The sequence below is a fragment of the Sinorhizobium sp. KGO-5 genome (assembly GCF_036245905.1).
Taxonomy (GTDB): Bacteria; Pseudomonadota; Alphaproteobacteria; order Rhizobiales; family Rhizobiaceae; genus Sinorhizobium; species Sinorhizobium meliloti_A.
In genome coordinates, this window is record NZ_BDIZ01000007.1 from 129,819 (window position 1) to 151,733 (window position 21,915).

19 protein-coding genes are annotated in these 21,915 nt (G+C 61.2%); 11 read left to right on the top strand and 8 right to left on the bottom strand.

All coding sequences use genetic code 11. The features are described from left to right. Positions 1-4: 4 nt before the first annotated feature. The 5 genes from BHD07_RS24905 to BHD07_RS24925 all read left to right on the top strand — a co-directional run bounded on the left by BHD07_RS24905 (position 5) and on the right by BHD07_RS24925 (position 7,051). Positions 5-2,479, top strand: coding sequence for a beta-mannosidase (locus tag BHD07_RS24905; protein ID WP_338283550.1), 2,475 nt, complete (start codon positions 5-7; stop codon positions 2,477-2,479). Positions 2,480-2,535: 56 nt separating this feature from the next. Beyond that, positions 2,536-3,297 carry a sugar phosphate isomerase/epimerase family protein gene (locus BHD07_RS24910; RefSeq protein WP_275599852.1) on the top strand — a complete coding sequence of 254 codons (762 nt, stop codon included), beginning with the start codon at positions 2,536-2,538 and terminating at the stop codon, positions 3,295-3,297. A gap of 16 nt (positions 3,298-3,313) precedes the next feature. Then, positions 3,314-4,447: a Gfo/Idh/MocA family protein gene (locus tag BHD07_RS24915; RefSeq protein ID WP_338283552.1), complete on the top strand. Its 1,134-nt coding sequence runs from the start codon at positions 3,314-3,316 to the stop codon at positions 4,445-4,447. A 178-nt stretch (positions 4,448-4,625) separates the two neighbouring features. Further along, on the top strand, positions 4,626-5,654 hold the full coding sequence (gene mgrA, locus BHD07_RS24920; protein WP_275597783.1) for an L-glyceraldehyde 3-phosphate reductase: 1,029 nt from the start codon (positions 4,626-4,628) through the stop codon (positions 5,652-5,654). Positions 5,655-5,944: 290 nt separating this feature from the next. Further along, complete coding sequence (locus BHD07_RS24925; RefSeq protein WP_100673719.1) at positions 5,945-7,051, top strand: TRAP transporter substrate-binding protein; 1,107 nt, start codon at positions 5,945-5,947, stop codon at positions 7,049-7,051. Between the two features lie 206 nt (positions 7,052-7,257). Here BHD07_RS24925 and BHD07_RS24930 read toward each other — a convergent pair whose 3' ends face one another. The 5 genes from BHD07_RS24930 to BHD07_RS24950 form a co-directional block, all read right to left on the bottom strand. Beyond that, the gene (locus BHD07_RS24930) at positions 7,258-8,043 is read right to left on the bottom strand and encodes an ABC transporter permease (RefSeq protein ID WP_338283554.1); all 786 of its coding nucleotides are present in this window, start codon (positions 8,041-8,043) and stop codon (positions 7,258-7,260) included. After that, positions 8,040-9,221 (bottom strand): ABC transporter permease, encoded by a 1,182-nt coding sequence (locus tag BHD07_RS24935; RefSeq protein ID WP_338283555.1) that lies wholly within the window; start codon positions 9,219-9,221, stop codon positions 8,040-8,042. Before BHD07_RS24935 ends, BHD07_RS24930 begins: the two co-directional genes overlap by 4 nt. Further along, a complete protein-coding gene (locus BHD07_RS24940; protein WP_100673717.1) occupies positions 9,218-10,282 on the bottom strand; it encodes an ABC transporter ATP-binding protein in 1,065 nt (354 codons plus the stop codon). Before BHD07_RS24940 ends, BHD07_RS24935 begins: the two co-directional genes overlap by 4 nt. Before the next feature lie 107 nt (positions 10,283-10,389). Beyond that, positions 10,390-11,430: an ABC transporter substrate-binding protein gene (locus BHD07_RS24945; RefSeq protein WP_338283557.1), complete on the bottom strand. Its 1,041-nt coding sequence runs from the start codon at positions 11,428-11,430 to the stop codon at positions 10,390-10,392. 117 nt (positions 11,431-11,547) lie between these two features. After that, complete coding sequence (locus BHD07_RS24950) at positions 11,548-12,096, bottom strand: cupin domain-containing protein (protein WP_338283558.1); 549 nt, start codon at positions 12,094-12,096, stop codon at positions 11,548-11,550. Between the two features lie 179 nt (positions 12,097-12,275). Between BHD07_RS24950 and hisD the strand changes: the two genes are divergently transcribed. After that, complete coding sequence (gene hisD / locus BHD07_RS24955) at positions 12,276-13,574, top strand: histidinol dehydrogenase (RefSeq protein WP_338283560.1); 1,299 nt, start codon at positions 12,276-12,278, stop codon at positions 13,572-13,574. A 106-nt stretch (positions 13,575-13,680) separates the two neighbouring features. Here the strand turns inward: hisD and BHD07_RS24960 are convergent, their stop codons facing one another. Together BHD07_RS24960 and BHD07_RS24965 are read right to left on the bottom strand one after the other, a co-directional pair. Next, the gene (locus BHD07_RS24960; protein WP_100673714.1) at positions 13,681-15,474 is read right to left on the bottom strand and encodes a TRAP transporter large permease; all 1,794 of its coding nucleotides are present in this window, start codon (positions 15,472-15,474) and stop codon (positions 13,681-13,683) included. Continuing rightward, entirely contained in the window at positions 15,471-16,046 is a 576-nt protein-coding gene (locus tag BHD07_RS24965; protein ID WP_100673713.1) for a TRAP transporter small permease subunit, read from the bottom strand. The genes BHD07_RS24960 and BHD07_RS24965 overlap by 4 nt, the downstream gene beginning before the upstream one ends. A 348-nt stretch (positions 16,047-16,394) precedes the next feature. Between BHD07_RS24965 and BHD07_RS24970 the strand changes: the two genes are divergently transcribed. Further along, the gene (locus BHD07_RS24970; RefSeq protein WP_338283563.1) at positions 16,395-18,020 is read left to right on the top strand and encodes a glycoside hydrolase family 43 protein; all 1,626 of its coding nucleotides are present in this window, start codon (positions 16,395-16,397) and stop codon (positions 18,018-18,020) included. A 128-nt stretch (positions 18,021-18,148) separates the two neighbouring features. Then, the gene (locus BHD07_RS24975; RefSeq protein ID WP_275597788.1) at positions 18,149-18,529 is read left to right on the top strand and encodes an RcnB family protein; all 381 of its coding nucleotides are present in this window, start codon (positions 18,149-18,151) and stop codon (positions 18,527-18,529) included. Positions 18,530-18,637: 108 nt separating this feature from the next. Here the strand turns inward: BHD07_RS24975 and znuA are convergent, their stop codons facing one another. Then, positions 18,638-19,651: a zinc ABC transporter substrate-binding protein ZnuA gene (znuA, locus tag BHD07_RS24980; protein ID WP_338283564.1), complete on the bottom strand. Its 1,014-nt coding sequence runs from the start codon at positions 19,649-19,651 to the stop codon at positions 18,638-18,640. A 143-nt stretch (positions 19,652-19,794) separates the two neighbouring features. Here znuA and BHD07_RS24985 point away from each other — a divergent pair, with 143 nt between their 5' ends. Genes BHD07_RS24985 through BHD07_RS24995 form a run of 3 tightly spaced genes read left to right on the top strand, consistent with a single transcriptional unit; the run spans position 19,795 to position 21,915 of the window. Continuing rightward, on the top strand, positions 19,795-20,700 hold the full coding sequence (locus BHD07_RS24985) for a metal ABC transporter ATP-binding protein (RefSeq protein WP_018095205.1): 906 nt from the start codon (positions 19,795-19,797) through the stop codon (positions 20,698-20,700). After that, positions 20,693-21,520 carry a zinc ABC transporter permease subunit ZnuB gene (gene znuB / locus BHD07_RS24990; RefSeq protein WP_338283565.1) on the top strand — a complete coding sequence of 276 codons (828 nt, stop codon included), beginning with the start codon at positions 20,693-20,695 and terminating at the stop codon, positions 21,518-21,520. The genes BHD07_RS24985 and znuB overlap by 8 nt, the downstream gene beginning before the upstream one ends. Beyond that, positions 21,520-21,915, top strand: coding sequence for a Fur family transcriptional regulator (locus BHD07_RS24995; protein ID WP_003536852.1), 396 nt, complete (start codon positions 21,520-21,522; stop codon positions 21,913-21,915). The genes znuB and BHD07_RS24995 overlap by 1 nt, the downstream gene beginning before the upstream one ends.

Consider the following 21,915-nt stretch of genomic DNA (forward strand, 5'->3'; position numbering starts at 1 on the left):
GGAAATGCCTTCCGAAACCCCGAACCGCGATTCCATCCGTATCGACCTTTCCGGCGATTGGCTGCTTGCCGCCGCCGACAACAGCCACGCCCTGACGATCGCGCTGCCGGGCGACGTGCATAGTGCGTTGCAGCGAGCCGGCATCATCGCCGATCCCTATCGCGGCCGAAACGAGGCCGATATCCAGTGGGTCGCCCGGAAAGACTGGGTGCTCGAGCGCACCGTCGTCATCGATGCCGACGATCTGAACGGGGGATGGTATCTCGACTTCGAAAGCATCGACACGGTCGCCTCGGTCTACGTCAACGATGAGCGCGTATTGCAGTCCGAGAATTGCTTCCGCCGTTATCGGCCCGACGTATCGGACGCGATCGTCGCCGGCGAGAACCGCATCCGCATCGTGCTCCATTCGGCAATTGCCGAGGGAGCGCGGCGGCAGGCGGCGCAACCCTTCTACGTGCCCTACCATGACGGCAATTCGCCGATAGCCAACGGCAACATGCTGCGCAAGCCGCAATGCCATTTCGGCTGGGACTGGAATATCGCCATCGCGCCGCTCGGGATCTACGGCTCGCTGGCGCTCCGCCGGCTGGAAACGGCTCGCATCGAACATGTCACCACGCGCCAGATGTGGCTGGATGACGGCTGCGTCGATCTGCAGGTGACGGTCCAGCTTTTCGCCCGCGATCCCGGTATCGTGCCGGTCCACTTCATGCTCGACGGCGTGCGCGAACGACTGGATTGCGCGGTCGGCGCCGGGGAAACGCGCCTTACCCATGTCTTCACGGTGCAGGAGCCCAGGCACTGGTGGCCGGCCGGCAGCGGCGATCAGGCGTTCTCGACGCTCAAGGTGGAGGTGCCCGGCGAAACCGTCACGCGGCAGATCGGCTTCCGCACGATCGAGCTCGTCACCGATAAGGACGAGGCGGGAAGCCGCTTCGCCTTCCGGGTAAACGGCAGGGAGATCTTCTGCCGCGGGGCCAACTGGATACCGGCGGATGCGCTGATGTCGCGCGTCACGCCCGAAAGTGTCGAGGACCTTCTCCGCTCGGCGGTGGACGCGAACATGAACATGATCCGCGTCTGGGGCGGCGGCTTCTATGAGCCCGACTGGTTCTACGATCTTTGCGACCGGCTCGGTCTGCTCGTCTGGCAGGACTTCATGTTCGCCTGCAATCTCTACCCGTCGACGCCGGATTTTCTCGAGAACGTTGCGGCCGAAGTGGACTATCAGGTCAGGCGGCTTTCGACCCATCCGTCCCTCGCGCTCTGGTGCGGCGACAACGAGCTTGTCGGCGCGCTTACCTGGTTCGAGGAGAGCCGCAGGGATCGCGACCGCTATCTGGTCTCCTACGACCGCCTGAACCGGACGGTCGAGGCGTCGATGAAGCAGGCCTGCCCGGAAGCGATCTGGTGGCCGTCCAGCCCCTCCGTCGGATACCTCGATTTCGGCGACGCCTGGCACGCCGACGGGGCCGGCGACATGCACTACTGGTCCGTCTGGCACGAGAACAAGTCCTTCGACAATTACCGCACCGTGCGGCCGCGCTTCTGCTCGGAATTCGGATTCCAGTCCTACACCTCGATGCCGGTCATCCGGCAGTTCGCCGAAACGCGCGACCTCAACATCGCCTCGCCGGTGATGGAGACGCATCAGAAGAATGCCGGCGGCAACGAACGCATCGCCGGCACCATGTTCCGCTACTTCCGGTTCCCCAAGGATTTTCCGAGCTTCGTCTATCTGAGCCAGATCCAGCAGGGCCTGGCGATCCGGACGGCCGTCGACTACTGGCGGTCGCTGAAGCCCCATTGCATGGGCACGCTCTATTGGCAGCTCAACGACACCTGGCCGGTCGCGTCCTGGTCGAGCCTCGACTATGGCGGACATTGGAAGGCGATGCACTACATGGCGCGCCGCTTCTTCCAGCCGGTTGCCGTTGCCGCAATTCCCTCCACGGATGGGCGGGAAATCGCCTTCTCGATGGTGAACGACACGGCCGAGCCGGTGACGGTCGAGTTGCAGGCGTTCCTGGTTTCGCTCGACGGCACTCGGCAGCCGCTGCTCGCCGCCGCGGGGACGTGCCCGGCCGATCGCGCGTCGACCCTCGTGACCATCGCCGCGAAGGATATTCCACCCGACACGCTGCTCTTCTGGTCTTTCGAAGCTTCGAACGGGGCAACGGGCGAAGGACACTATGTCCACGGTACCTATAAAGCGCTCGATCTCGTGCCTTCCGGCCTGACCATCGAGACAGCGCCTCGGCCGGACGGTTCCTTCGATGTCGCCGTAACGGCCGCCGGGCTGGCGCTGCACGTCATGATCGAGGCCGATGTCGAGGGACGCTATTCCGACAATGCCTTCGATCTGACCGCCGGCGAGACGAAATCGATCCGATTCACGCCAAGGCTGCCGGTCGACGCGGGCGTGAGCCCACGCTTCAGCGCCTACGATCTCGAATCCTGCCAGGGAAAAGGGTGAGTCCCATTTTACGCGCACTCCCAGGCAACCGTTCAACGAACCACCAGGAGATTTCCATGAAAGACGTCAGCTTCCAGCTCTACAGCGCCCGCAATTTCCCGCCTTTTGCCGAAGTCCTCTCTGCTGTCGGCTCCGCGGGCTACACACAGGTGGAAGGCTACGGAGCCCTTTACGCGGCCCTCTCGGATGCGGAGATCGCCGATTTCAAGGCCGGGCTCGATCGTAACGGCCTCTCCATGCCGACCGCGCATTTCGGCCTGGATATGCTGGAAAGCGACGCGCCCCGCGTGCTCGAGATCGCCGAGGCGCTCGGCATTCGCGCTATCTATTGCCCTTACCTGATGCCGGACCAGCGCCCGATGGATGCGGGCGGATGGCGAGCATTCGGGGCACGGCTGCAGGCGGCCGGCAAGCCGTTCCGCGACGCCGGGCTCGACTTCGGCTGGCACAATCACGACTTCGAGTTCCATGCACTCGCCGACGGCTCGGTGCCGCTCGACCAGATTTTCGCCGGCGGCCCGGACCTTTCCTGGGAGGCGGATATCGCCTGGATCGTGCGCGGCGGGGGAGACCCCTTCGCCTGGATCTCGAAATATCCGACCCGCATCACGGCCGTCCATGTCAAGGACATCGCGCCCAAGGGCGAGAATGCGGACGAGGATGGTTGGGCCGACGTCGGGGAGGGAACGCTCGACTGGAAGGCACTGATCCAGGCGCTTTCCAGAACTTCGGCCAAGTATTTTGTCGCCGAACACGACAATCCCAGCGACTTCAGGCGTTTCGCCAAGCGCTCGCTGGCTTCGATTCAATCCTACTGATCGACGGAAAACTCCCATGACAAAAGAACTTGGTGTCGGCATCGTCGGATGCGGCAATATCTCCACGACCTATTTCAAGCTTGCTCCACTGTTCAAGGGCATTCGGATCGCCGCCTGTGCCGACATCAATCCGGCGGCGGCGGAAGCACGCGGCGCCGAATTCGACGTGACTGCGCAGAGCATCGATGCGTTGCTCGCCAATCCGGAAGTTGACATCGTCGTCAATCTGACGATCCCGGAGGCGCATTTTCCGGTCTCGAAAGCCATTCTGGAAGCCGGCAAGCATGTCTATTCCGAAAAGCCGCTCGTGCTCTCGCTGGAGCAGGGGGAGGAGCTAAGGAGAATTGCCAGCGGAAAGGGGCTGACGGTCGGTTGCGCACCGGACACTTTCCTGGGTGGGGCGCACCAGCTTGCCCGCGCCTATATCGACTCCGGCAAGATCGGGCAGGTCACCTCCGGTACATGTCATGTCATGAGCCCGGGCATGGAGATGTGGCATCCGAATCCGGACTTCTTCTTCCTGCCGGGCGGCGGGCCGATTCTCGATCTCGGACCCTATTACATCGCAAACCTGATCAACCTGATCGGACCGGTGAAACGGGTCGGCGCACTCTCCTCCATGGCGAGCACGACGCGGACCATAACCAGCGAACCCAGAAACGGCGAGGTTATCCCGGTCAAGACACCCACCAACATTCACGCCCTGCTCGAGTTCCAGAACGGCGCAACCATCACGCTTTCGGCAAGCTGGGATGTCTGGTCGCATCGTCATGCGAATATGGAGCTTTATGGCACCGAAGGCTCGCTCTTCGTTCCGGATCCGAATTTCTTCGGCGGCACGGTCGAGGCGAGCGGGCGGAATAAGGACATCCAGCCGCTCGAAATGTGGGAACACCCCTTCGCCGTCAACAATTGGGACCATCCGCTCGGCCCGATCGCCAATTATCGGACGGCGGGGCTCGCGGATATGGCGGACGCAATCCTCAAGGGGCGCGATGCCCGCTGCTCGCTGGAACGCACGCTGCACGGTGTCGACGTGATGGTGTCGATCCTCAAATCCGGCGAGGAGGGAAGTTTCGTCACGCTGTCGACAACCTGCACCCAGCCGGCGGCGCTCGGCATTGAAGAGGCGCAGGCGTTGCTGCGCTGACCCTCCTCCGTTTACCGGAGCCTCGCGGGTGCCATCCGCCTGCCGCCACCTTCTCCCATTTTGATGGCGAGAAGGGGCCGCCAGGCGGATCAAGGGCCCTTCATCGATCTGCTGCCCCTTGAGGACCCTCGTGGGGAGGGGTATTCAACGCCACCGAAGCGAACGAGGAACATGAGTCATGGCCTGGAAACCGGCGGAAAACAGATACGAGAAGATGAAGTACAATCGCTGCGGCCGGAGCGGCTTGAAGCTCCCGGCGATTTCGCTCGGTCTTTGGCACAATTTCGGTGGCGACACGCCGCACGACCGCAAGGTGGACATGTGCCGCACGGCCTTCGACCTCGGCATCACCCATTTTGATCTGGCGAATAATTACGGTCCGCCGCCCGGCTCGGCCGAAATCGCCTTCGGCGAGATCATGCGCACCGATTTCGCCGGTCTGCGCGACGAGCTCATCATCTCGTCGAAGGCGGGTTATGACATGTGGCCCGGCCCCTATGGCGAGTGGGGCAGCCGGAAATATCTTGTCGCCTCTTGCGACCAGAGCCTCAAACGCATGGGGCTCGATTATGTCGACATCTTCTATTCCCATCGCTTCGATCCGGAAACGCCCCTTGAGGAGACATGCGGTGCGCTCGATCACATCGTCCGTTCGGGGCGTGCGCTTTATGTCGGCATCTCGTCCTACAACTCGCAGCGTACCCGCGAGGCGGCGGCGATCCTGAAGGAGATGGGCACGCCCTGTCTCATCCACCAGCCGAGCTATTCGATGCTTAACCGTTGGGTCGAGGACGACGGCCTCGTCGACACGCTGGAGGAGCTCGGCATCGGCTCGATCGTCTTTTCGCCGCTCGCGCAGGGCATGCTGACGACGAAGTACCTGAGCGGCATTCCCGAGGACAGCCGCGCCGCGCAGAACCACTTCCTCAAGAAGGATTTCATCCGTCCGGGGATCATCGACAATATCCGCAAGCTGAACGCGATCGCCGAACGGCGCGGCCAGACGCTCGCTCAGATGGCACTCGCCTGGGTGCTGCGCGGCGGCCGCATCACCTCGGCGCTGATCGGCGCCAGCCGTTCCGCACAGATCGTCGATTGCGTCAAGGCGCTGGAAAACGACGCTTTCACATCAGAGGAACTGAGCGAAATCGACCTTTACGCACGCGAGGCCGACGTCAATCTCTGGGCCAGATCCGCCGAGCTCTGAATCGGTTCGAATGCATTGATTTGCCTCGATTTTGGGCAATTTCCAACCGCTTGCGACGTCTTATACAAAAGTCGAAGAAGACGCCGCGACACGGTCGCTGGACATGCATTATCGATTATGTATGGTGCACGTGTGCCGCGGTGCGCGAAGCCTTCGCGGGCTTCGGCGTTGTCGGCACTAACGAGGAGGAAAGAGACCTTGCGACGTCCCGGATGGGCGGACGGGGGCTCGATGGGCAGTGACGCGGCCGATCCGTGTCGCACTGCTCATGGCGGGAACAGGGAGGAACCATGGATCGCCGTTCATTCATCAAACATGCGAGCATCGGCGGCCTGGGTGCGGCTGCTGCATCGACGCTGGCTGCGCCGGCCGTTGCGCAGACCAATCCGAAGGTCACCTGGCGCTTGACGTCGTCCTTCCCGAAATCGCTGGATACGATCTATGGCGGCGCGGAAGTGCTGTCGAAATACGTGTCCGAAGCTACCGACGGGAATTTCCAGATCCAGGTCTTCGCCGCCGGCGAAATCGTCCCGGGCCTGCAGGCAGCGGATGCGGCGGCTGCCGGGACCGTCGAGGCGTGCCATACGGTAGCCTATTATTACTGGGGTAAGGATCCTACCTGGGCGCTGGGCGCAGCCGTGCCCTTCGCACTCAATGCCCGCGGCATGAACGCCTGGCATTATCATGGCGGCGGCATCGACCTCTTCAACGAGTTTCTCGGAACCCAGGGCCTGGTCGGCTTCCCGGGCGGCAATACCGGCGTTCAGATGGGCGGCTGGTTCCGCAAGGAAATCAAGACTGTGGCCGACATGAAGGGCCTGAAGATGCGCGTCGGAGGGTTCGCCGGCAAGGTCATGGAACGCCTCGGCGTCGTTCCGCAGCAGCTCGCCGGCGGCGACATCTATCCGGCTCTCGAAAAAGGCACGATCGACGCGGCCGAATGGGTCGGTCCCTATGACGACGAGAAGCTCGGTTTCTACAAGGTCGCGCCCTATTACTACTATCCCGGCTGGTGGGAAGGCGGTCCGACCGTGCATGCCATGTTCAACAAGGCAGCCTTCGACGGCCTGCCGAAGGCTTATCAGTCGCTCCTGCGGACGGCCTGCCAGGCGACCGACGCGAACATGCTGCAGAAGTACGACTATCTCAACCCGTCCGCGATCAAGCGCCTCGTCGCGGCGGGGGCGAAGCTGAGCCCGTTCAGCCCGGAAATCCTCTCGGCCTGTTTCGACGAGTCCAACAAGGTTTACGCGGAAATGGAAGCGTCGAACGCGCCATTCAAGAAGATCTGGGAATCGATCAAAGCCTTCCGCGCGGAGTATTTCCTCAACGCACAGATTGCGGAATACAACTACGACACCTTCATGATGATCCAGCAGCGGAACGGCAAGATCTGACGCTGCGCTGAGGGGCACTTTTTCGAAATTGCCCCTCATCCCGCTGCCGCGACCTTCTCCCCGTTTGACGGGGAGAAGGGACTAGCTGCAGGTGAGTTGCTTCCCATTAAGCCATTTGAGGACCGGAACATTGCCGCGGGTCCCCTTCGGCCCGCTTGCGTGCAGGCTTTCCGTCGTGGCCTTTTATGAAAGTGCGCCGATCCAGCTCACGCGACCTGCCGCTTCTTTCGAAGGAAGTAAGCCAAGGCTGCAATCAGGACGGTGCCTACGATGAACAGGAATGCGGCGGCAGCAATGGCGGGGCTGATGTTCTCGCGGATCGTGGAGAACATCTGCCGTGCAACGGTTCTCTGGTTGGGACCCGCGACGAACAGCGTCAGCACCACCTCATCCAGCGAGGTCGCAAACGCGAAGACTGCTCCTGAAATGATTCCGGGCATGGCCAAAGGCAGTGTAACCGTCTTGAGGACGACCGTCGGCGACGCCCCGAGGCTGGCCGCAGCGTTTTCAAGCCGACGGTCGATGCCCTGTAGCGCGGCCGTGACGTTCACCACCACGAACGGGATGGCGATCACCGTATGAGCTATGATCACTCCCAAATAGGTATTCGCGAGCCCATACTGGGCGAACATCAACTGCATACCGACGCCCAGCACCACCGCTGGAACCACCATCGGAAGCAGGAACACCGTGCGGAAAAAGCCGAACAGGAGCGATACGGATTTTCCGCGAAGCCCAAGCGAGGCGACCGTGCCCAGCGCGGTGGCAAGCACCGTCGTTCCTGCTCCGATGATCAGGCTGTTGGTAATCGAGCGCCGCCAGGCATCGGCAGTGAACAATTCATCGAACCACCTCAACGAAAAGTCAGGGATCGGATAGTTGAGGAACACGCTGTCGGTGAAGGCCAGCGGCAGGATCGCAAATAGCGGGGCCATGAGAAAGATGACGACGGCCGAGCCGAATATCGCCTTGGACAGGGAAAGCGTCCTCATGCCCTGGCCTCCTCGGATGAGAGCCGCAGGTAGACGACGTAAAGGATGATCGTTGAGGTCAGGAGAACGATCCCGAGCGCCCCTGCCATGCCCCAGTTGGCCGCGCCCGTTGCATAGTAGGCGATCACGGCGCTGATCATCTGATCCTTTGCGCCGCCGATCAGTGCAGGTGTGATGTAGTACCCAAGAGCGCTCATGAACACGAGCAGCGATCCGGACACGACGCCTCGCAGGCTGAGTGGCAAAAGCACCGAAAGGAATGATCGGAAAGGTGACGCGCCAAGTGAGGCCGCGGCTGGCATCAGGTTCTTGGGAATGCCGATCAAAACACTGAAGATCGGCAATACCATGAAGGGAAGCAGGACATGGGTCATGGCGATGACGACGCCTAACCGATTAAAGATCAAAGGCAATGGCCCGTCCGTCAGGCCGATTGCCTGGAGCGTCATATTGATCAGACCATTGTCTTGCAGAATGATGTACCAGGCGGCCGTTCTGACGAGCAGCGATGTCCAAAGCGGGAGCAGAACCGCTCCAAGCAGGAGTTGACGCCTCCAGCCAGTGGTCGAGGCGGCCACCATCGCGAAGGGCAATCCGATCAAAACGGTGCAGACGGTCACCATGCCCGCCATGACCATGGTGCGAAGCAGCGTTTCGCGGTTTGCCGAGGTACCGGCCGGCGCGTCGACCACGTTGCCATTCTTGTCACGCGTCAGGTCGACAGCCGCAAGAAGATTTCGGTCGGTGACAGGCGAGCTTGCGGCGTCCTGCACTGCAATCCAGAATGCCGGGTCGTTCCATCGCCGATCGACGGAGGTGAGGTCACCGAGGCTAGGGTCATCGGCAACGGCCGTCCTGGTCTTGCTCATCAATGTTCGAAAACCCGACTTCGCGCTGTTCAGCCGGCGAACGAGGTCACCAAACAATTCGTCGTCCTGTATTCCCTGAATGTCGACGACCAGCGCTCTCTGCGCCTCCACCGGCGGAGCGCTCGAGCGGTCCCATCCGTCGAGGGCAGCAGCTACGGTAGGTAGCGCGCGAGACGCGACGGGATCGGAAACGGCGGTCTTCATCATGGTTCCCAAAGGGACGACGAAAAAGAACAGAAGGAATAGCGCAAGGGGCGCAATCAGGACGAACGATTTGGCATGCTGCAGGAACCGGGAGCGTTGCTTCATGCGACGATCCAGCATTGTTCGGGTGAGAACGAGGCGACCGCCTCATCACCGATCCGAGGCGTGGTTGCTTTCCTGGTAGACTTGATGACGAGAGACCCGTTTGCCGCCTCGACGACGACCTGCAGGTGGTCACCGCGATAGACCACGTCAGACACCCTGACCTTCAATTCATTCCTCGACCCGTCGGAAGAACCGAGTTCGATGCGCTCGGGCCGGACCGAGACTTTCACGTGCTTGCCCGGTTCGTGCTTTGCGGCTGACGCGACCTGGAGTTGCTGGCCGCCATCGACCGCAATACCCAGCAAACCGTTTTCGGACGTCGTCACTTTGCCGCTGAGCAAGTTGGTTTCGCCAATGAATTCGGCGACGAATTGCGTCGTCGGACGGTCATAAATTTCGGAAGGCGTGCCGATCTGCTCGATCTTTCCGTGATTGAAAATGGCGATTCTGTCCGACATCGTCAGCGCTTCGGCCTGATCATGTGTCACGAAAACAATGGTCAGACCCAATCGATGATGGATATCGCGAATATCCATCTGCATCTGCTCGCGAAGCTTTTTGTCCAGGGCCCCGAGCGGTTCGTCCATAAGGACCACTTCAGGTTCGAAGACGAGCGCTCGCGCCAGCGCTACACGCTGCTGCTGACCGCCCGACAGCTGGATCGGCCGCCTGTCGTGGAACGCCCCGAGTTGGACCATATCGAGAGCCTTGCCGACGCGATCGACGATTTCACCGCGGGACACCCGACGCATCTTGAGCGGAAACGCTACATTCTCCGCAACTGTCATATGGGGGAACAGAGCGTAGTTCTGGAAAACCACGCCCATGTTCCGTCTGTGGGGCGGCAGTGCATCGACCCGCTTGCCCCTGACGGAAATTGATCCGCTGGTGGGGGCCTCGAAGCCGGCCAACATCATCAGAAGTGTAGTCTTGCCTGAACCGGATGGTCCGAGCATGCTGACAAACTCGCCCTTCTCGATAGCCAGGTCCAGTTTATCGACGACGGTCATGGCGCCGAACGCTTTGCTGACTTTGTCGAAGTGAATGAATGCGTTGCCCATCGTCACCTACGCAAAATGGAGGAGGGCCACCCCCCAAACGATCAAAGGGTTATGTTGCCCCATCGATCGGGGCAACAGAGCGGCGGTAAATTAACTGAGACGATCGCCTACTGAGCCAGCCAGGCGTTGAAACGCTGGGTGAGCTCTTCCGAGTTGTCTGTCCAGAAGTCTACGTCGAGAGCGACGGCACCATTCAGGTTCTCTTCCGTCGTCGGCAGCTCCTTCTGGAACTGTTCCGGGACGAGCTTGGTCGCACCAAGGTTCGGAAGCCCGTATGCGATATACTCCGGAAGCTTCGCCTGATTTTCGGCCTTGCTCGCGTAGGCGATGAAGTCCATGCCGGCGTCCTTGTTCGGGCTATCCTTCAGGATTACCCAGCTGTCGATTGCATAGACGCTGCCGGGGAAAACGAAACCGAACTTCTTGCCCTCGCTGCGATTGATCCCGCTGATGCGGCCGTTATATGCGGACGTCATGACGACCTGGCCGGAAGATAGCAGCTGGAGTGGTTGTGCCCCAGCGTCCCACCAGATGATATCCGCCTTCAGTTCATCTAGTTTCTTGAATGCGCGATCAACGCCGCCTTCGCCGCTCAGAACGTCGTAAACCTGGTCCGCAGGGACGCCATCTGCCATCAAGGCGAACTCAAGCGCATATTTGGGTCCCTTGCGCAGGCCGCGTTTACCCGGGAATTTCTTCGTGTCCCAGAAATCGGCCCAGGTCTTCGGAGCTTCCGCCAGCTTGTCACCATCGTAGGACAGGCCGGTAGACCAGACGATATTGCCGACACCGCAGTCGCTGACGGCCGCGGGGAGATAAGCCTCCTTCCCGCCCATCTTCTGCCAGTCGATCTTTTCGTAGATGCCGTCGGCGCAACCAAGAGCCAACTCTTCGGCTTCGACTTCGACGACATCCCAGTTCGGCACGCCGGCTTTCACCTTGGCCTGCAACACGCCGTATCCGCCCTCCCAGCTTTCATCGAGAACGGGCTTTCCAGTTTCCTTCCCGAATGTCTCGAAGAAGATTTTTCTTTGCGCGTCCTGGAAATTCCCACCCCAGGATACGACCGTCAGGTCGCGTGATTGCGCACCGACGACGCTCGTCAGCAGGACGCTAGAGGCAATGACAGCAGCTTTAAGGATTTTCATCGAGCCCTCCCCATTAGTGTTTTCGACTGCACGATACAAAGCAGTTTTCAGGGGTTTGGGAAGGGCACTAACCGCTTTGGTCACTATTCTCACCACTCGGATCGAGTGACGCGTGCGTCAATAGGTTGGCGGCGTAATCGCGCTCACTATTTCGCTCGGGCCATCGTGGACGTTGCGGAATCGATGCGGAAGCCGACTATCGAAATAGTAGCCGTCACCCGCGCCCAAGATACGCTTCTGGTTGCCCACCGTCACCTCGACGGCTCCGGACAGAACCATGCCGGCCTCCTGTGCCGCATGGGTGAATTCCTCTCCGGTATCTGCGCCGATCGCGTAACGCTCATGGAGCATAAGCATCTGCCTGTTCGGATGGTCCAGACCAATGACGCGGTAGGAAATTGTGTCAGCCTTTCCGATCTCGATGAGGTCGGCCGAGGAATAGAACGGCGTATATGGAAGACTCGATTGCAGGTCGGAAAAGAAGCCGGGCAACGTCGTGCCCAGGGCGTCGAGGACCGCGCCGAGCGTGTCGATCGACGGGCTCATTCGGTCTCGCTCGATCAATGAGATCGTAGAATGTGAAATGCCCGACCGCGCAGCCAGTTCTCTGACACCCAAGTCTCGCCTCCGGCGCAGTTCACGAAGTTTGCTTCCGATTTTCGGCATTCGTCGATTCCTTAATCTGATCGGTTCGCCCCAGCATGGCACCCCCGGCGCGCGCTTCCTACGTCCGGAGATCGTCGGGCGCGCAAAGTGGTGAGAATACTGAACGAGTGGTTTGCGGGCAATTGCCCGTCTGCCGCGGTTCCACGATGCTGAGACACCACCGCACACAGGAGATTTTAATGACATCGCGTCTCGCCGCATTGAATGACAGGTTCGTCCAGATCAAGAAGCCTACCCGTGACGCAGTCTCCGACACGGCTCCGGTCGAGAAGACGGTCAAGGACATCATCGCAAATGTGCGTGAGCGTGGTGACGCCGCTGTTCGCGAATACTCCGCAGCCTTCGATAAAGTGGAGCTTGAAAAGTTCGAAGTAAGCGAAGAAGAGAGGCTGAAGGCCGTAGCGGAACTCGATCCGCAGACCCGCGAAGACACCGAATTCGCCATCGCGAACGTCCGCGCCTTTGCCGAAGCTCAGCTCAAGACCATCCTCCCGCTTGAAATCGAGACACTGCCGGGTCTGCACCTCGGCCACCGCGTCATCCCGATCGAAGTCGTGGGGTGCTACGTGCCTGGCGGTCGGTATCCTCTCCTGTCGGCGCCGGTCATGACCATCGTACCGGCTAAGGTCGCCGGCTGCGACCAGGTAATCGCCTGCCTCCCGCCAAACGCACACCCGGCCATGATCGCGGGCTGCCATCTGTCAGGTGCCGATCGCATCTTCCGTGTAGGCGGAGCCCAGGCAATCGCGGCAATGGCATCAGGCACCGAGTCAATCCCGGCGGTCGACAAGATCGTTGGCCCCGGCAACGCATTCGTCAACGAAGCCAAGCGCCAGGTGTTTGGTCAAGTCGGCATCGACCAGCTTGCCGGCCCGAGCGAAATCTTCATCGTCGCCGACGAAACCGGCAATGCTGCTATGATCGCCACCGACCTCCTTGCGCAGGCAGAACACGATGTTCGCACCCGCGTCGGTCTGATCACGACCGACCGCAAGCTCGCGGAAGCTACCCTGGTCGAAGTCGAAAGGCAGTTGCAGGACCTCTCGACTGCCGATGTCGCGTCGGTAGCCTGGAAGGATTATGGGGAGATCACCGTCTGCGAAGACGAAGCAGCGATGATCGCCTATTCAGACTACATCGCAGCCGAGCATCTTCAGGTTCACACCCGTGATCCGCAGGCCACCGCCAAGAAGCTCCGCAACTACGGTTCACTCTTTATCGGCGAACTGGCCAGCGTGGTTTACTCCGACAAGTGCTGCGGCACCAATCACACCCTTCCGACCATGGCCGCTGGCCGGTATACGGGTGGGCTCTGGGTCGGCTCCTACGTCAAAATCTGCACGCATCAATGGTTGGATGAACGCGGCGTTGCCGCGGTCGCTCCTGCCGCTGTACGGCAGAGCGCTACAGAACGGCTCGAAGGCCATCGCCGCGCAGCCGCTCTGAGGCTCAGCCCCCGGCAATTCGCTGCCGATTGATCCGTCCTTCCAAATGGAACGATGCAAAGAAGCCACCCGGCCGGTGCCGGGTGGCTTCTTTTGTATCGGCCAACGGTAAGCCGTCGGCCTGCTTGTGGAACGCACTTCAGTTGAACGACGGCGGTGCGCTGAGATCGGGAGCCGGGTTGTTCTGCTGCGGCGCCGTATTCGGTTGGGCCGGCTGCTGGCCAGCCCCGTCGAGCGGGCTGCCGCTTGGTAGCTGCAAGCCGCCGGGAAGACCGAGGCCGCCGCCGTTGTCGGGCAAGGTCAGGCCGCCTCCGCCGTTGCCGAAGCCCGGAACTTCGATCTTTATCGTTGACGGATCGACGCCGGTGCCGCTGCCTTTGTAATGCAGCACCATCTGCGGGAACATGAGTGTGAGCGCGATCATGATGATCTGTATGCCGACGAAAGGCACTGCGCCCCAATAGATCTGCCCCGTCGTCACCGGCTCCATCTTCTTGCCGGTCACCTTGTCGAGATAGGGCACCCGGGCTGCGACTGAGCGCAGGTAGAAGAGTGCGAAGCCGAAGGGCGGATGCATGAAGCTCGTCTGCATGTTGATGCCGAGCAGCACGCCGAACCAGATCAGATCGATGCCCAGCTTGTCGGCCGCCGGTGCGAGCAGCGGCACGATGATGAAAGCGAGCTCGAAGAAATCGAGGAAGAACGCCAGAAAGAAGACGAGCACGTTGACGGCGATCAGGAAACCGATCTCGCCGCCCGGGAGCGCGGTCAGCAGATGTTCCACCCAGAGGTGTCCGTTGACGCCGTAGAAGGTGAGCGAAAAGACCCGGGCGCCGATCAGGATGAACAGCACGAAGGCGGAGAGCCGTGTCGTGGAGGCGAGCGCGGCGCGGACGACCTCCATGTTCAGCCGGCCCTTGGCCGCAGCCATGACAAGGGCGCCGACGGCTCCCATGGCTCCGCCTTCGGTCGGGGTGGCGATGCCGAGGAATATGGTGCCGAGAACCAGGAAGATCAGGGCCAGCGGCGGGATCAGCACGATAATCACCTGCTGGGCCAGACGCGAAAGCGCGTTGATCTTGAGCGCCCTGTCGGCGAGGGCGACCAGATAGATGAATATGATACCCACCGTCGCTCCGAGGATGTCCGCGTTTTCGCCCTGTGTCGGCGAAAGATAGACGTGGGCCGCATAGGCGATTGCGCAGGCGACCAGGAGCGCGATCGCAAGCGAGGTGACGCCGGACCCGAGCGTGCGCGCTTCCAAAGGCAGCGCCGGCATGGAGTGCCGCTTCACGAAGGTCATCAGCAGGATGTAGCCCATATAGAGCCCGGTCAGAACGAGACCGGGGATGAGGGCGCCGGCATACATGTCGCCGACCGAGCGGCCGAGCTGGTCGGCAAGAACGATCAGCACGAGCGACGGCGGGATGATCTGCGCGAGCGTGCCGGATGCAGCAATGACGCCGGTGGCGATGCGGCGGTCATAGCCGTAGCGCAGCATGATCGGCAGCGAGATCAGACCCATGGCGATCACGGAAGCCGCAACGACGCCGGTGGTGGCTGCAAGAAGCGCGCCCACGAAGATGACAGCATAGGCGAGCCCCCCGCGCACGGGACCGAAGAGCTGGCCGATCGTGTCGAGAAGGTCCTCGGCCATGCCCGACCGTTCGAGCACTATGCCCATGAAGGTGAAGAAGGGGATGGCGAGAAGCGTGTCGTTCGACATGACCCCCCAGAACCGTTCCGGCAATGCGTTGAGCAGGGGCCAGGAGAGATTGATGGAATCCGACAAGGGCGCGAGTTCGACGCCGATGATGAAGAAGAGGAGACCGTTGGCGGCAAGCGAGAAGGCGACCGGATATCCGAGCAGCAGGAACACGATCAGCGACACGAACATGATCGGCGCCAGGTTTTCAGCGACGAACTCGATCATGAGCGGGCCTCCGGCGATACCGTGTCATCGAGCGGTGCATGAGCCGGAACGTAAGGCGTCGGATCGTCCATGTTTCCGGTCATGATCGCGATCTTCTTGATGATTTCGGATACGCCCTGCAGGGCGAGAAGAACGAAGCCGATCAGCAGGATCGCTTTCGCCGGCCATAGGATGAGCCCGCCGGCGCTCGAGGAAAGTTCGCCCGAAACATAGGACATCCGTACGTAGGGCACGAGGTAATAGAGCATGAGAAGCACGAAGGGCATCAGGAAGAAGACGTGTCCGAAGAGGTCGATCCAGTGCTGCACGCGGCGCGAGAACATTCCGTAGACGACGTCGATGCGGATGTGCTCGTTCTGGCTCAGCGTGTAGGCGGCAGCGAACATGAAGGCGGCGCCGAAGAGATACCACTGCGCCTCCAGCCATGCATTGGACGACATGTTGAACACTTTTCGGATGACGGCATTGCCGGCGCTCACGAGCACGGCCACCAGAATAAGCCAAGAGACCGCCTTGCCGATCTTTTCGGTAATGGCGTCGATCAATCGGCTGAAGCCGAGTAACGGTTTCATCGAGTTCCTCCCCGCAATGGTTTTTGTTTTTTTGCCAAGCACAGGCAGAGTGCCCATTTCAAGCCTGCTTTCAAGTGCGATGGCCGATTTTCCGGGATAGGGGCGGGGTCTCAGACGAAAGTCGAATACCGTCCACCGGCGAATGATCAAAACTTAGGCACGCAGGCGCGCTTCCCGCCGATGTTCCGCCGCAGCTTTCGTGGAAAATGAAGCCCGCGCAGGGGATTTCAGGCGATTCGACAGGTGGCAATCTGCCGGGATGCCGGTCTGGGAACGTTGCGCGAAAGGTCTTGAAAAGACGGTGAGCTTGGGGCTGGATGCGGCACCGCGAAGAGGGAGATGCAAGAGATGAACGCGACGATCCGGAACCCGATCCTGCCCGGTTTCAATCCGGACCCGTCCATCTGTCGGGTCGGCGAAGACTATTACATCGCGACCTCGACATTCGAATGGTACCCCGGCGTGCAGATTCACCATTCGCGCGATCTCGTGAACTGGCGACTCGTGCGCCGTCCGCTCGAACGCGCAAGTCAGCTCGACATGCGCGGCAACCCCGACAGTTGCGGCGTATGGGCTCCGTGCCTCTCCTATTGCGACGGGCTGTTCTGGCTCGTCTATACCGACGTCAAACGCCTGGACGGCAACTTCAAGGATGCCCACAACTACATCGTGACTGCGGAAGCGGTCGAGGCCACCTGGTCCGATCCGGTCTATGTCAATTCGTCGGGATTCGATCCGTCGCTCTTCCATGACGACGATGGCCGCAAATGGTTTCTCAACATGAAGTGGAACCACCGCTCCGAAAGCTTCGGCGGCTCGCCCAAGAGCCCCGCTTTCGACGGTATCCTGCTGCAGGAATGGGACGAGCGAACCCGCAAGCTCGTGGGCCCAACGAAGAACATCTTCGCCGGCAGTCCGCTCGGCCTCGTCGAAGGGCCGCATCTCTTCAGACGCGACGGTTGGTATTACCTGACTGTCGCCGAGGGAGGAACAGGTTACGACCACGCCGTGGGCATGGCGCGGTCCCGCACGATCGACGGACCTTACGAGATGCACCCGAATGTTCATCTCATCACATCCAAGGGTCACCCGGAGGCGGCTCTGCAACGCGCGGGGCACGGGCAATATGTCGAGACGCCGGACGGCCAAGCCTATCATACGCATCTTTGCGGCCGGCCGCTGTCGCCGCAGCGACGCTGCACGCTCGGCCGCGAGACTGCGCTGCAGAAATGCGTCTGGCGGGAGGACGGATGGCTCTATCTCGAAAATGGCGGCCCGGTTCCCGAGGTGACCGTGCCCGCGCCGGGAGCCGCAGGAACCGTCGCTGAGCGTGTCCTTTTTGAAACGGACTTCGACGAGCAGGTGCTTCCGCCGGAGTTCCAGTGGCTGCGCACCCCGGTCCCGGAGCGGATATTCTCGTTAGCCGCCCGGCCCGGGCATCTCCGGCTCTTCGGCCGCGAGAGCATCGGCAGCTGGTTCGAGCAGGCGCTGGTGGCGCGGCGGCAGGAACATCATTCCTTCCGCGCGGAAGCCGTCGTCGATTTCGCTCCTGACACCTATCAGCAGGTCGCGGGTCTCACGCATTATTATAACCGGCACAAGTTCCATGCCCTCGGCGTCACACGGCACGAAACCCTCGGACGTACCCTCACCGTACTCTCCTGTCCGGGCGATTTTCCGAACGGGCGGTTGACCTATCCGGTCGGCAGCGGGATCGCCGTACCCGACGGTCCAATTCATCTCGCCATGGAGGTGAGAGACAACGATCTCCAGTTCTTTTGGCGGGGGGCGGACCAGGCACAATGGCTGACCATCGGGCCGGTGCTCGACGCCGGCGTGATTTCGGACGAAGGTGGGCGCGGCGAGCACGGTTCCTTCACGGGGGCGTTCGCCGGCATCTTCGCTTTCGATATCTCGGGTTGCGCGATGCCTGCCGATTTCGACCGGTTCCGTTACCAGGCGCTTAGCGTTTGAAATGCGGAAAGTTTATGAGAGAACTCTTATAAGCATCGGTAATCATTACTTGTTTGTAATGTCAGGCTTCATATTCGGTTCAGGAAGGAAGGCTTAGTTTCGGGGGGTAATAACGAAAGGAAAACCCCATGAAACGCCTTCTGATCGCGCTCGTCGCCAGCTCGTTCCTCGCCACTCCGATGGCGCTTGCTCAGCCGGCCGGCTCCTTCGAGCTTGCGCAGGCGCATGATCGCAATCGCCACAGGCACATCGATCGTCATGTCGAGAAACGTGTCGACCGACACGTCGAGAAGCATGTCGAAAAGCGCGTGATCGTCAAAAAGCACCGCTGGGCGCGCGGCCACAGGCTGAGCCCGTCCGAGCGGCGCCACATGGCCTATGTCCGCGACTACCGTCGCTACAAGCTGCGGCCGCCGCCACGGGGCCAGCAATGGGTGCGCGTCGACAATGACTTTCTGCTGATCAGCCTCGCAACGGGCGTGATCGCAGGCCTCGCATCGGCCTATTGACCTTGCGTGTTCCTTTTTAACGACCCCGATTTTTCCCTCATCCCTGTGACGAGCACAGGGATGAGGCGAGCAAACAAGCGGCGGCGGTGCCCCGAATCTCAACAGGCCTTAGCTCGCCGAAGAAAGGCATTCCTTCAGCGAAACGCCGATGTTTTCCATCATCTGGAAGTAGAGATCCGGTCCGGCCTCGAGGGTGCCGGCTTCCGGATCGAGCGTGCCGGATTTCGCCGGCGTGCCTTCGATGACGACACTGACGAGCTTAGGCTCGAACTGCGGCTCGGCGAAGACGCAGGTCGCGCCCAATTCCTTGATCTTCGCGCGGATCTCGGAGAGCCGTTCCGCGCCGGGCAGCACTTCCGGGCTGACGGTGATCGAACCGGCGACGCGCACCTGGTAACGGTTCTCGAAATACTGATAGGCATCGTGGAAGACGACGAAAGGCTTGTCCTTGATTGCAGCCACCGTCTCGGCGAGACCCTTGTCGAGAGCGTCGATCCGCTCGTTGAACCTCTCCAGATTGGCCTTGTAGGTGGCGGCGTTGGACGGATCGGCGGCGGCCAAAGTCTTCTCGATCTCCGTCGCCATGGCCTTGGCGTTCATCGGATCGAGCCACATATGCATGTCGAATTCGCCTTCGGCATGATGATGATCGTCATGCTTATCGGCATGCTCGGCACCGTCCGCTTCGCCGGCATGGGCATCGCCGTGATCTTCGTGGCCGGCTTCCCCGCCGTGCCCCTCTTCCCCGTGATCATGCCCCTCGAAGGCGCCGCCCTCGCGGAACTTCAGCTTCTCCAGCCCGGGAGCCTCGCCGAGTTCGACCACCTGGGCACCTGTGCCGAGCGTATCAAGCGGCTTGTCGAGAAAAGCCTCAAGGCCCGGTCCGACCCAGAACACGACCTTTGCCGCCTGCAGTGCCGCGGCGTTCGACGGCTTCATGGTGTAGGTATGAGGGGAGGCGCCGCCCTCGACGATGAGCGAGGGTTCGCCGACGCCCTGCATGATCGAGGCGACCAGCGAATGGACCGGCTTGATCGAGACGACCACATTGGGCGCCTCCGCAAATGCGGGGGAGGCAAGGAGAAGCGTCGAGGCGAACAGGAGGGCAGTCGTCGAATTCATCGTTTTCTCCGAATTGTCCGGTTGCTGCAGCCGGCGTTTACGGCCGGACATTGCTTGAAACGGCGTTGTTATGTTATTACATCAATTGCGTTATGCTATAACGTGTGCGATAGCCAGTGGCAACCACCAGCCGGAACTTTTTGATGTTGAACTTCCGATCACCAGAAACGACGCCCTTGGTCAGCCTCGCCAATGCCGGAGTGCGGCGAAACGGCAGATGGCTGGTGCGCGGCGTCGATTTTTCGATCAGCCGCGGCGAGATCGTCACCCTCATAGGGCCGAACGGGTCGGGAAAATCGACGACGGCGAAGACGGCGATCGGGGTTCTCAAGCCGGATGAGGGACACGTCGACCGGCTCGCAGGGCTGAAAGTCGGCTATGTGCCCCAGAAGCTTGCCGTCGACTGGACGCTGCCGCTGACGGTGGAGCGGCTGATGACGCTGACTGGCCCACTCAAGGGGCGAGAGATCGAAGAGTCGCTCGCAGCGACGGGCATGCTGCACATGGCGAAGGCCGAGGTGCAGCACCTTTCGGGTGGCGAGTTCCAGCGGGCGCTGCTTGCCCGCGCAATCGCCCGCAAACCCGACCTGCTGGTCCTGGACGAGCCGGTGCAGGGGGTCGATTTTTCCGGGGAGATAGCCCTCTACGAATTGATCAAGCAGATCCGCAACCGCACCGGCTGCGGTATCCTGCTCATTTCCCACGATCTCCATATCGTCATGGCGGAAACCGATACGGTCGTCTGCCTCAACGGCCACGTCTGCTGTCGCGGAACGCCGCAGGTGGTGAGCCAGAGTCCGGAATATCTCAAACTCTTCGGCCGCCGGGCCGCCGGCGCGCTTGCGGTTTACAGTCATCACCACGACCATACGCACCTCCCGGACGGGCGGGTGCTGCATGCCGACGGCAGCATCACCGAAAGCTGCTTCCCGGACGACGGGCACCATCATGACGAAGAGGCCGACAACATTCACGATCACGATCCGGACTGCGGCTGCGGCCATCACGCGCGGCTCCAGGGTTACGGGACGGAGAAGCGCGATGCTTGACGATTTCTTCATTCGCGCGCTCGTCGCCGGAATTGGCATCGCCATGGTCGCCGGGCCGCTCGGTTGCTTCGTCATCTGGCGTCGCATGGCCTATTTCGGCGATACGATGGCACATTCGGCGCTGCTCGGGGTGGCGCTCTCGCTGCTCATGGACCTCAACCTCATGGTAAGCGTGTTTATCGTCGCTTCCGTCGTCTCGGTGCTGCTTCTCTTCCTGCAGAAGCGCGGCGCGCTCTCCACCGACGCGCTGCTCGGCATTCTCTCGCACTCGGCGCTGTCGATCGGCCTCGTCATCGTCGCCTTCATGACCTGGGTCCGGATCGACCTCGTCGGCTTCCTCTTCGGCGACATCCTCGCGGTATCCCGCGCCGATATCGACATTGTCTGGGGCGGTGGCATTCTGGTCATCTTCGCACTGGTCTATCTCTGGCGGCCGTTGCTCGCATCGACCGTCAATCCGGAACTGGCCGAAGCGGAAGGCCTCGAGCCCGAGAGGGCGCGGTTCTTCTTCATGCTGCTGATGGCTCTGGTGATTGCGATCGCCATGAAGATCGTCGGCATCCTGCTGATCACCTCGCTGCTGATCATACCGGCGGCAACCGCCCGTCGCTTCGCCTCGTCTCCGGAAGTCATGGCTGTCTACGCCTCGCTGATCGGCGCGGTCGCCGTTGCCGGCGGGCTTTTCGGCTCGCTTCACTGGGATACGCCGTCGGGACCGTCGATCGTGGTTGCCGCGCTGGTCCTTTTCGTGCTGAGTCTGCTGCCGGTCGGCCGCCGGATCGAGAGCGCCTCGCATACTTCGGATGGAGGACATCACTGATGGTTACGCCCCAACTGACCAAGAACCAGTCGCTGGTGATGGGGGCGCTGGCCCATTCGGACGGTCCGATGAGCGCTTACACCATTCTCGACAAGCTGCGCGACAATGGCTTTCGTGCACCGCTGCAGGTCTATCGCGCGCTCGACAAGCTGCTCGAATACGGGCTGGTTCATCGGCTGGAGAGCCTCAACGCCTTCGTGGCCTGCAGCTGCCCGCATGAACACGAGCACGACCACGGTGTCACGGCCTTCACCATCTGCGAAGGCTGCGGCCAGGTGACCGAGTTTCATGACGAGGTGATCGAGGATCGGCTTTCCACGCTCGTGCGCGCGCAGGAGTTCAAGACCGAGAAGACGACGATCGAGATCCGCGGACACTGCAAGAGCTGCGCGTGA

Coding starts and splice junctions, on each gene's coding strand:
- BHD07_RS24905 (WP_338283550.1), top strand. CDS start 5: ATGCCTTCCGAAACCCCGAACCGCGATTCCATCCGTATCGACCTTTCC.
- BHD07_RS24910 (WP_275599852.1), top strand. CDS start 2,536: ATGAAAGACGTCAGCTTCCAGCTCTACAGCGCCCGCAATTTCCCGCCT.
- BHD07_RS24915 (WP_338283552.1), top strand. CDS start 3,314: ATGACAAAAGAACTTGGTGTCGGCATCGTCGGATGCGGCAATATCTCC.
- mgrA (WP_275597783.1), top strand. CDS start 4,626: ATGGCCTGGAAACCGGCGGAAAACAGATACGAGAAGATGAAGTACAAT.
- BHD07_RS24925 (WP_100673719.1), top strand. CDS start 5,945: ATGGATCGCCGTTCATTCATCAAACATGCGAGCATCGGCGGCCTGGGT.
- BHD07_RS24930 (WP_338283554.1), bottom strand. CDS start 8,043: ATGAGGACGCTTTCCCTGTCCAAGGCGATATTCGGCTCGGCCGTCGTC.
- BHD07_RS24935 (WP_338283555.1), bottom strand. CDS start 9,221: ATGAAGCAACGCTCCCGGTTCCTGCAGCATGCCAAATCGTTCGTCCTG.
- BHD07_RS24940 (WP_100673717.1), bottom strand. CDS start 10,282: ATGGGCAACGCATTCATTCACTTCGACAAAGTCAGCAAAGCGTTCGGC.
- BHD07_RS24945 (WP_338283557.1), bottom strand. CDS start 11,430: ATGAAAATCCTTAAAGCTGCTGTCATTGCCTCTAGCGTCCTGCTGACG.
- BHD07_RS24950 (WP_338283558.1), bottom strand. CDS start 12,096: ATGCCGAAAATCGGAAGCAAACTTCGTGAACTGCGCCGGAGGCGAGAC.
- hisD (WP_338283560.1), top strand. CDS start 12,276: ATGACATCGCGTCTCGCCGCATTGAATGACAGGTTCGTCCAGATCAAG.
- BHD07_RS24960 (WP_100673714.1), bottom strand. CDS start 15,474: ATGATCGAGTTCGTCGCTGAAAACCTGGCGCCGATCATGTTCGTGTCG.
- BHD07_RS24965 (WP_100673713.1), bottom strand. CDS start 16,046: ATGAAACCGTTACTCGGCTTCAGCCGATTGATCGACGCCATTACCGAA.
- BHD07_RS24970 (WP_338283563.1), top strand. CDS start 16,395: ATGAACGCGACGATCCGGAACCCGATCCTGCCCGGTTTCAATCCGGAC.
- BHD07_RS24975 (WP_275597788.1), top strand. CDS start 18,149: ATGAAACGCCTTCTGATCGCGCTCGTCGCCAGCTCGTTCCTCGCCACT.
- znuA (WP_338283564.1), bottom strand. CDS start 19,651: ATGAATTCGACGACTGCCCTCCTGTTCGCCTCGACGCTTCTCCTTGCC.
- BHD07_RS24985 (WP_018095205.1), top strand. CDS start 19,795: ATGTTGAACTTCCGATCACCAGAAACGACGCCCTTGGTCAGCCTCGCC.
- znuB (WP_338283565.1), top strand. CDS start 20,693: ATGCTTGACGATTTCTTCATTCGCGCGCTCGTCGCCGGAATTGGCATC.
- BHD07_RS24995 (WP_003536852.1), top strand. CDS start 21,520: ATGGTTACGCCCCAACTGACCAAGAACCAGTCGCTGGTGATGGGGGCG.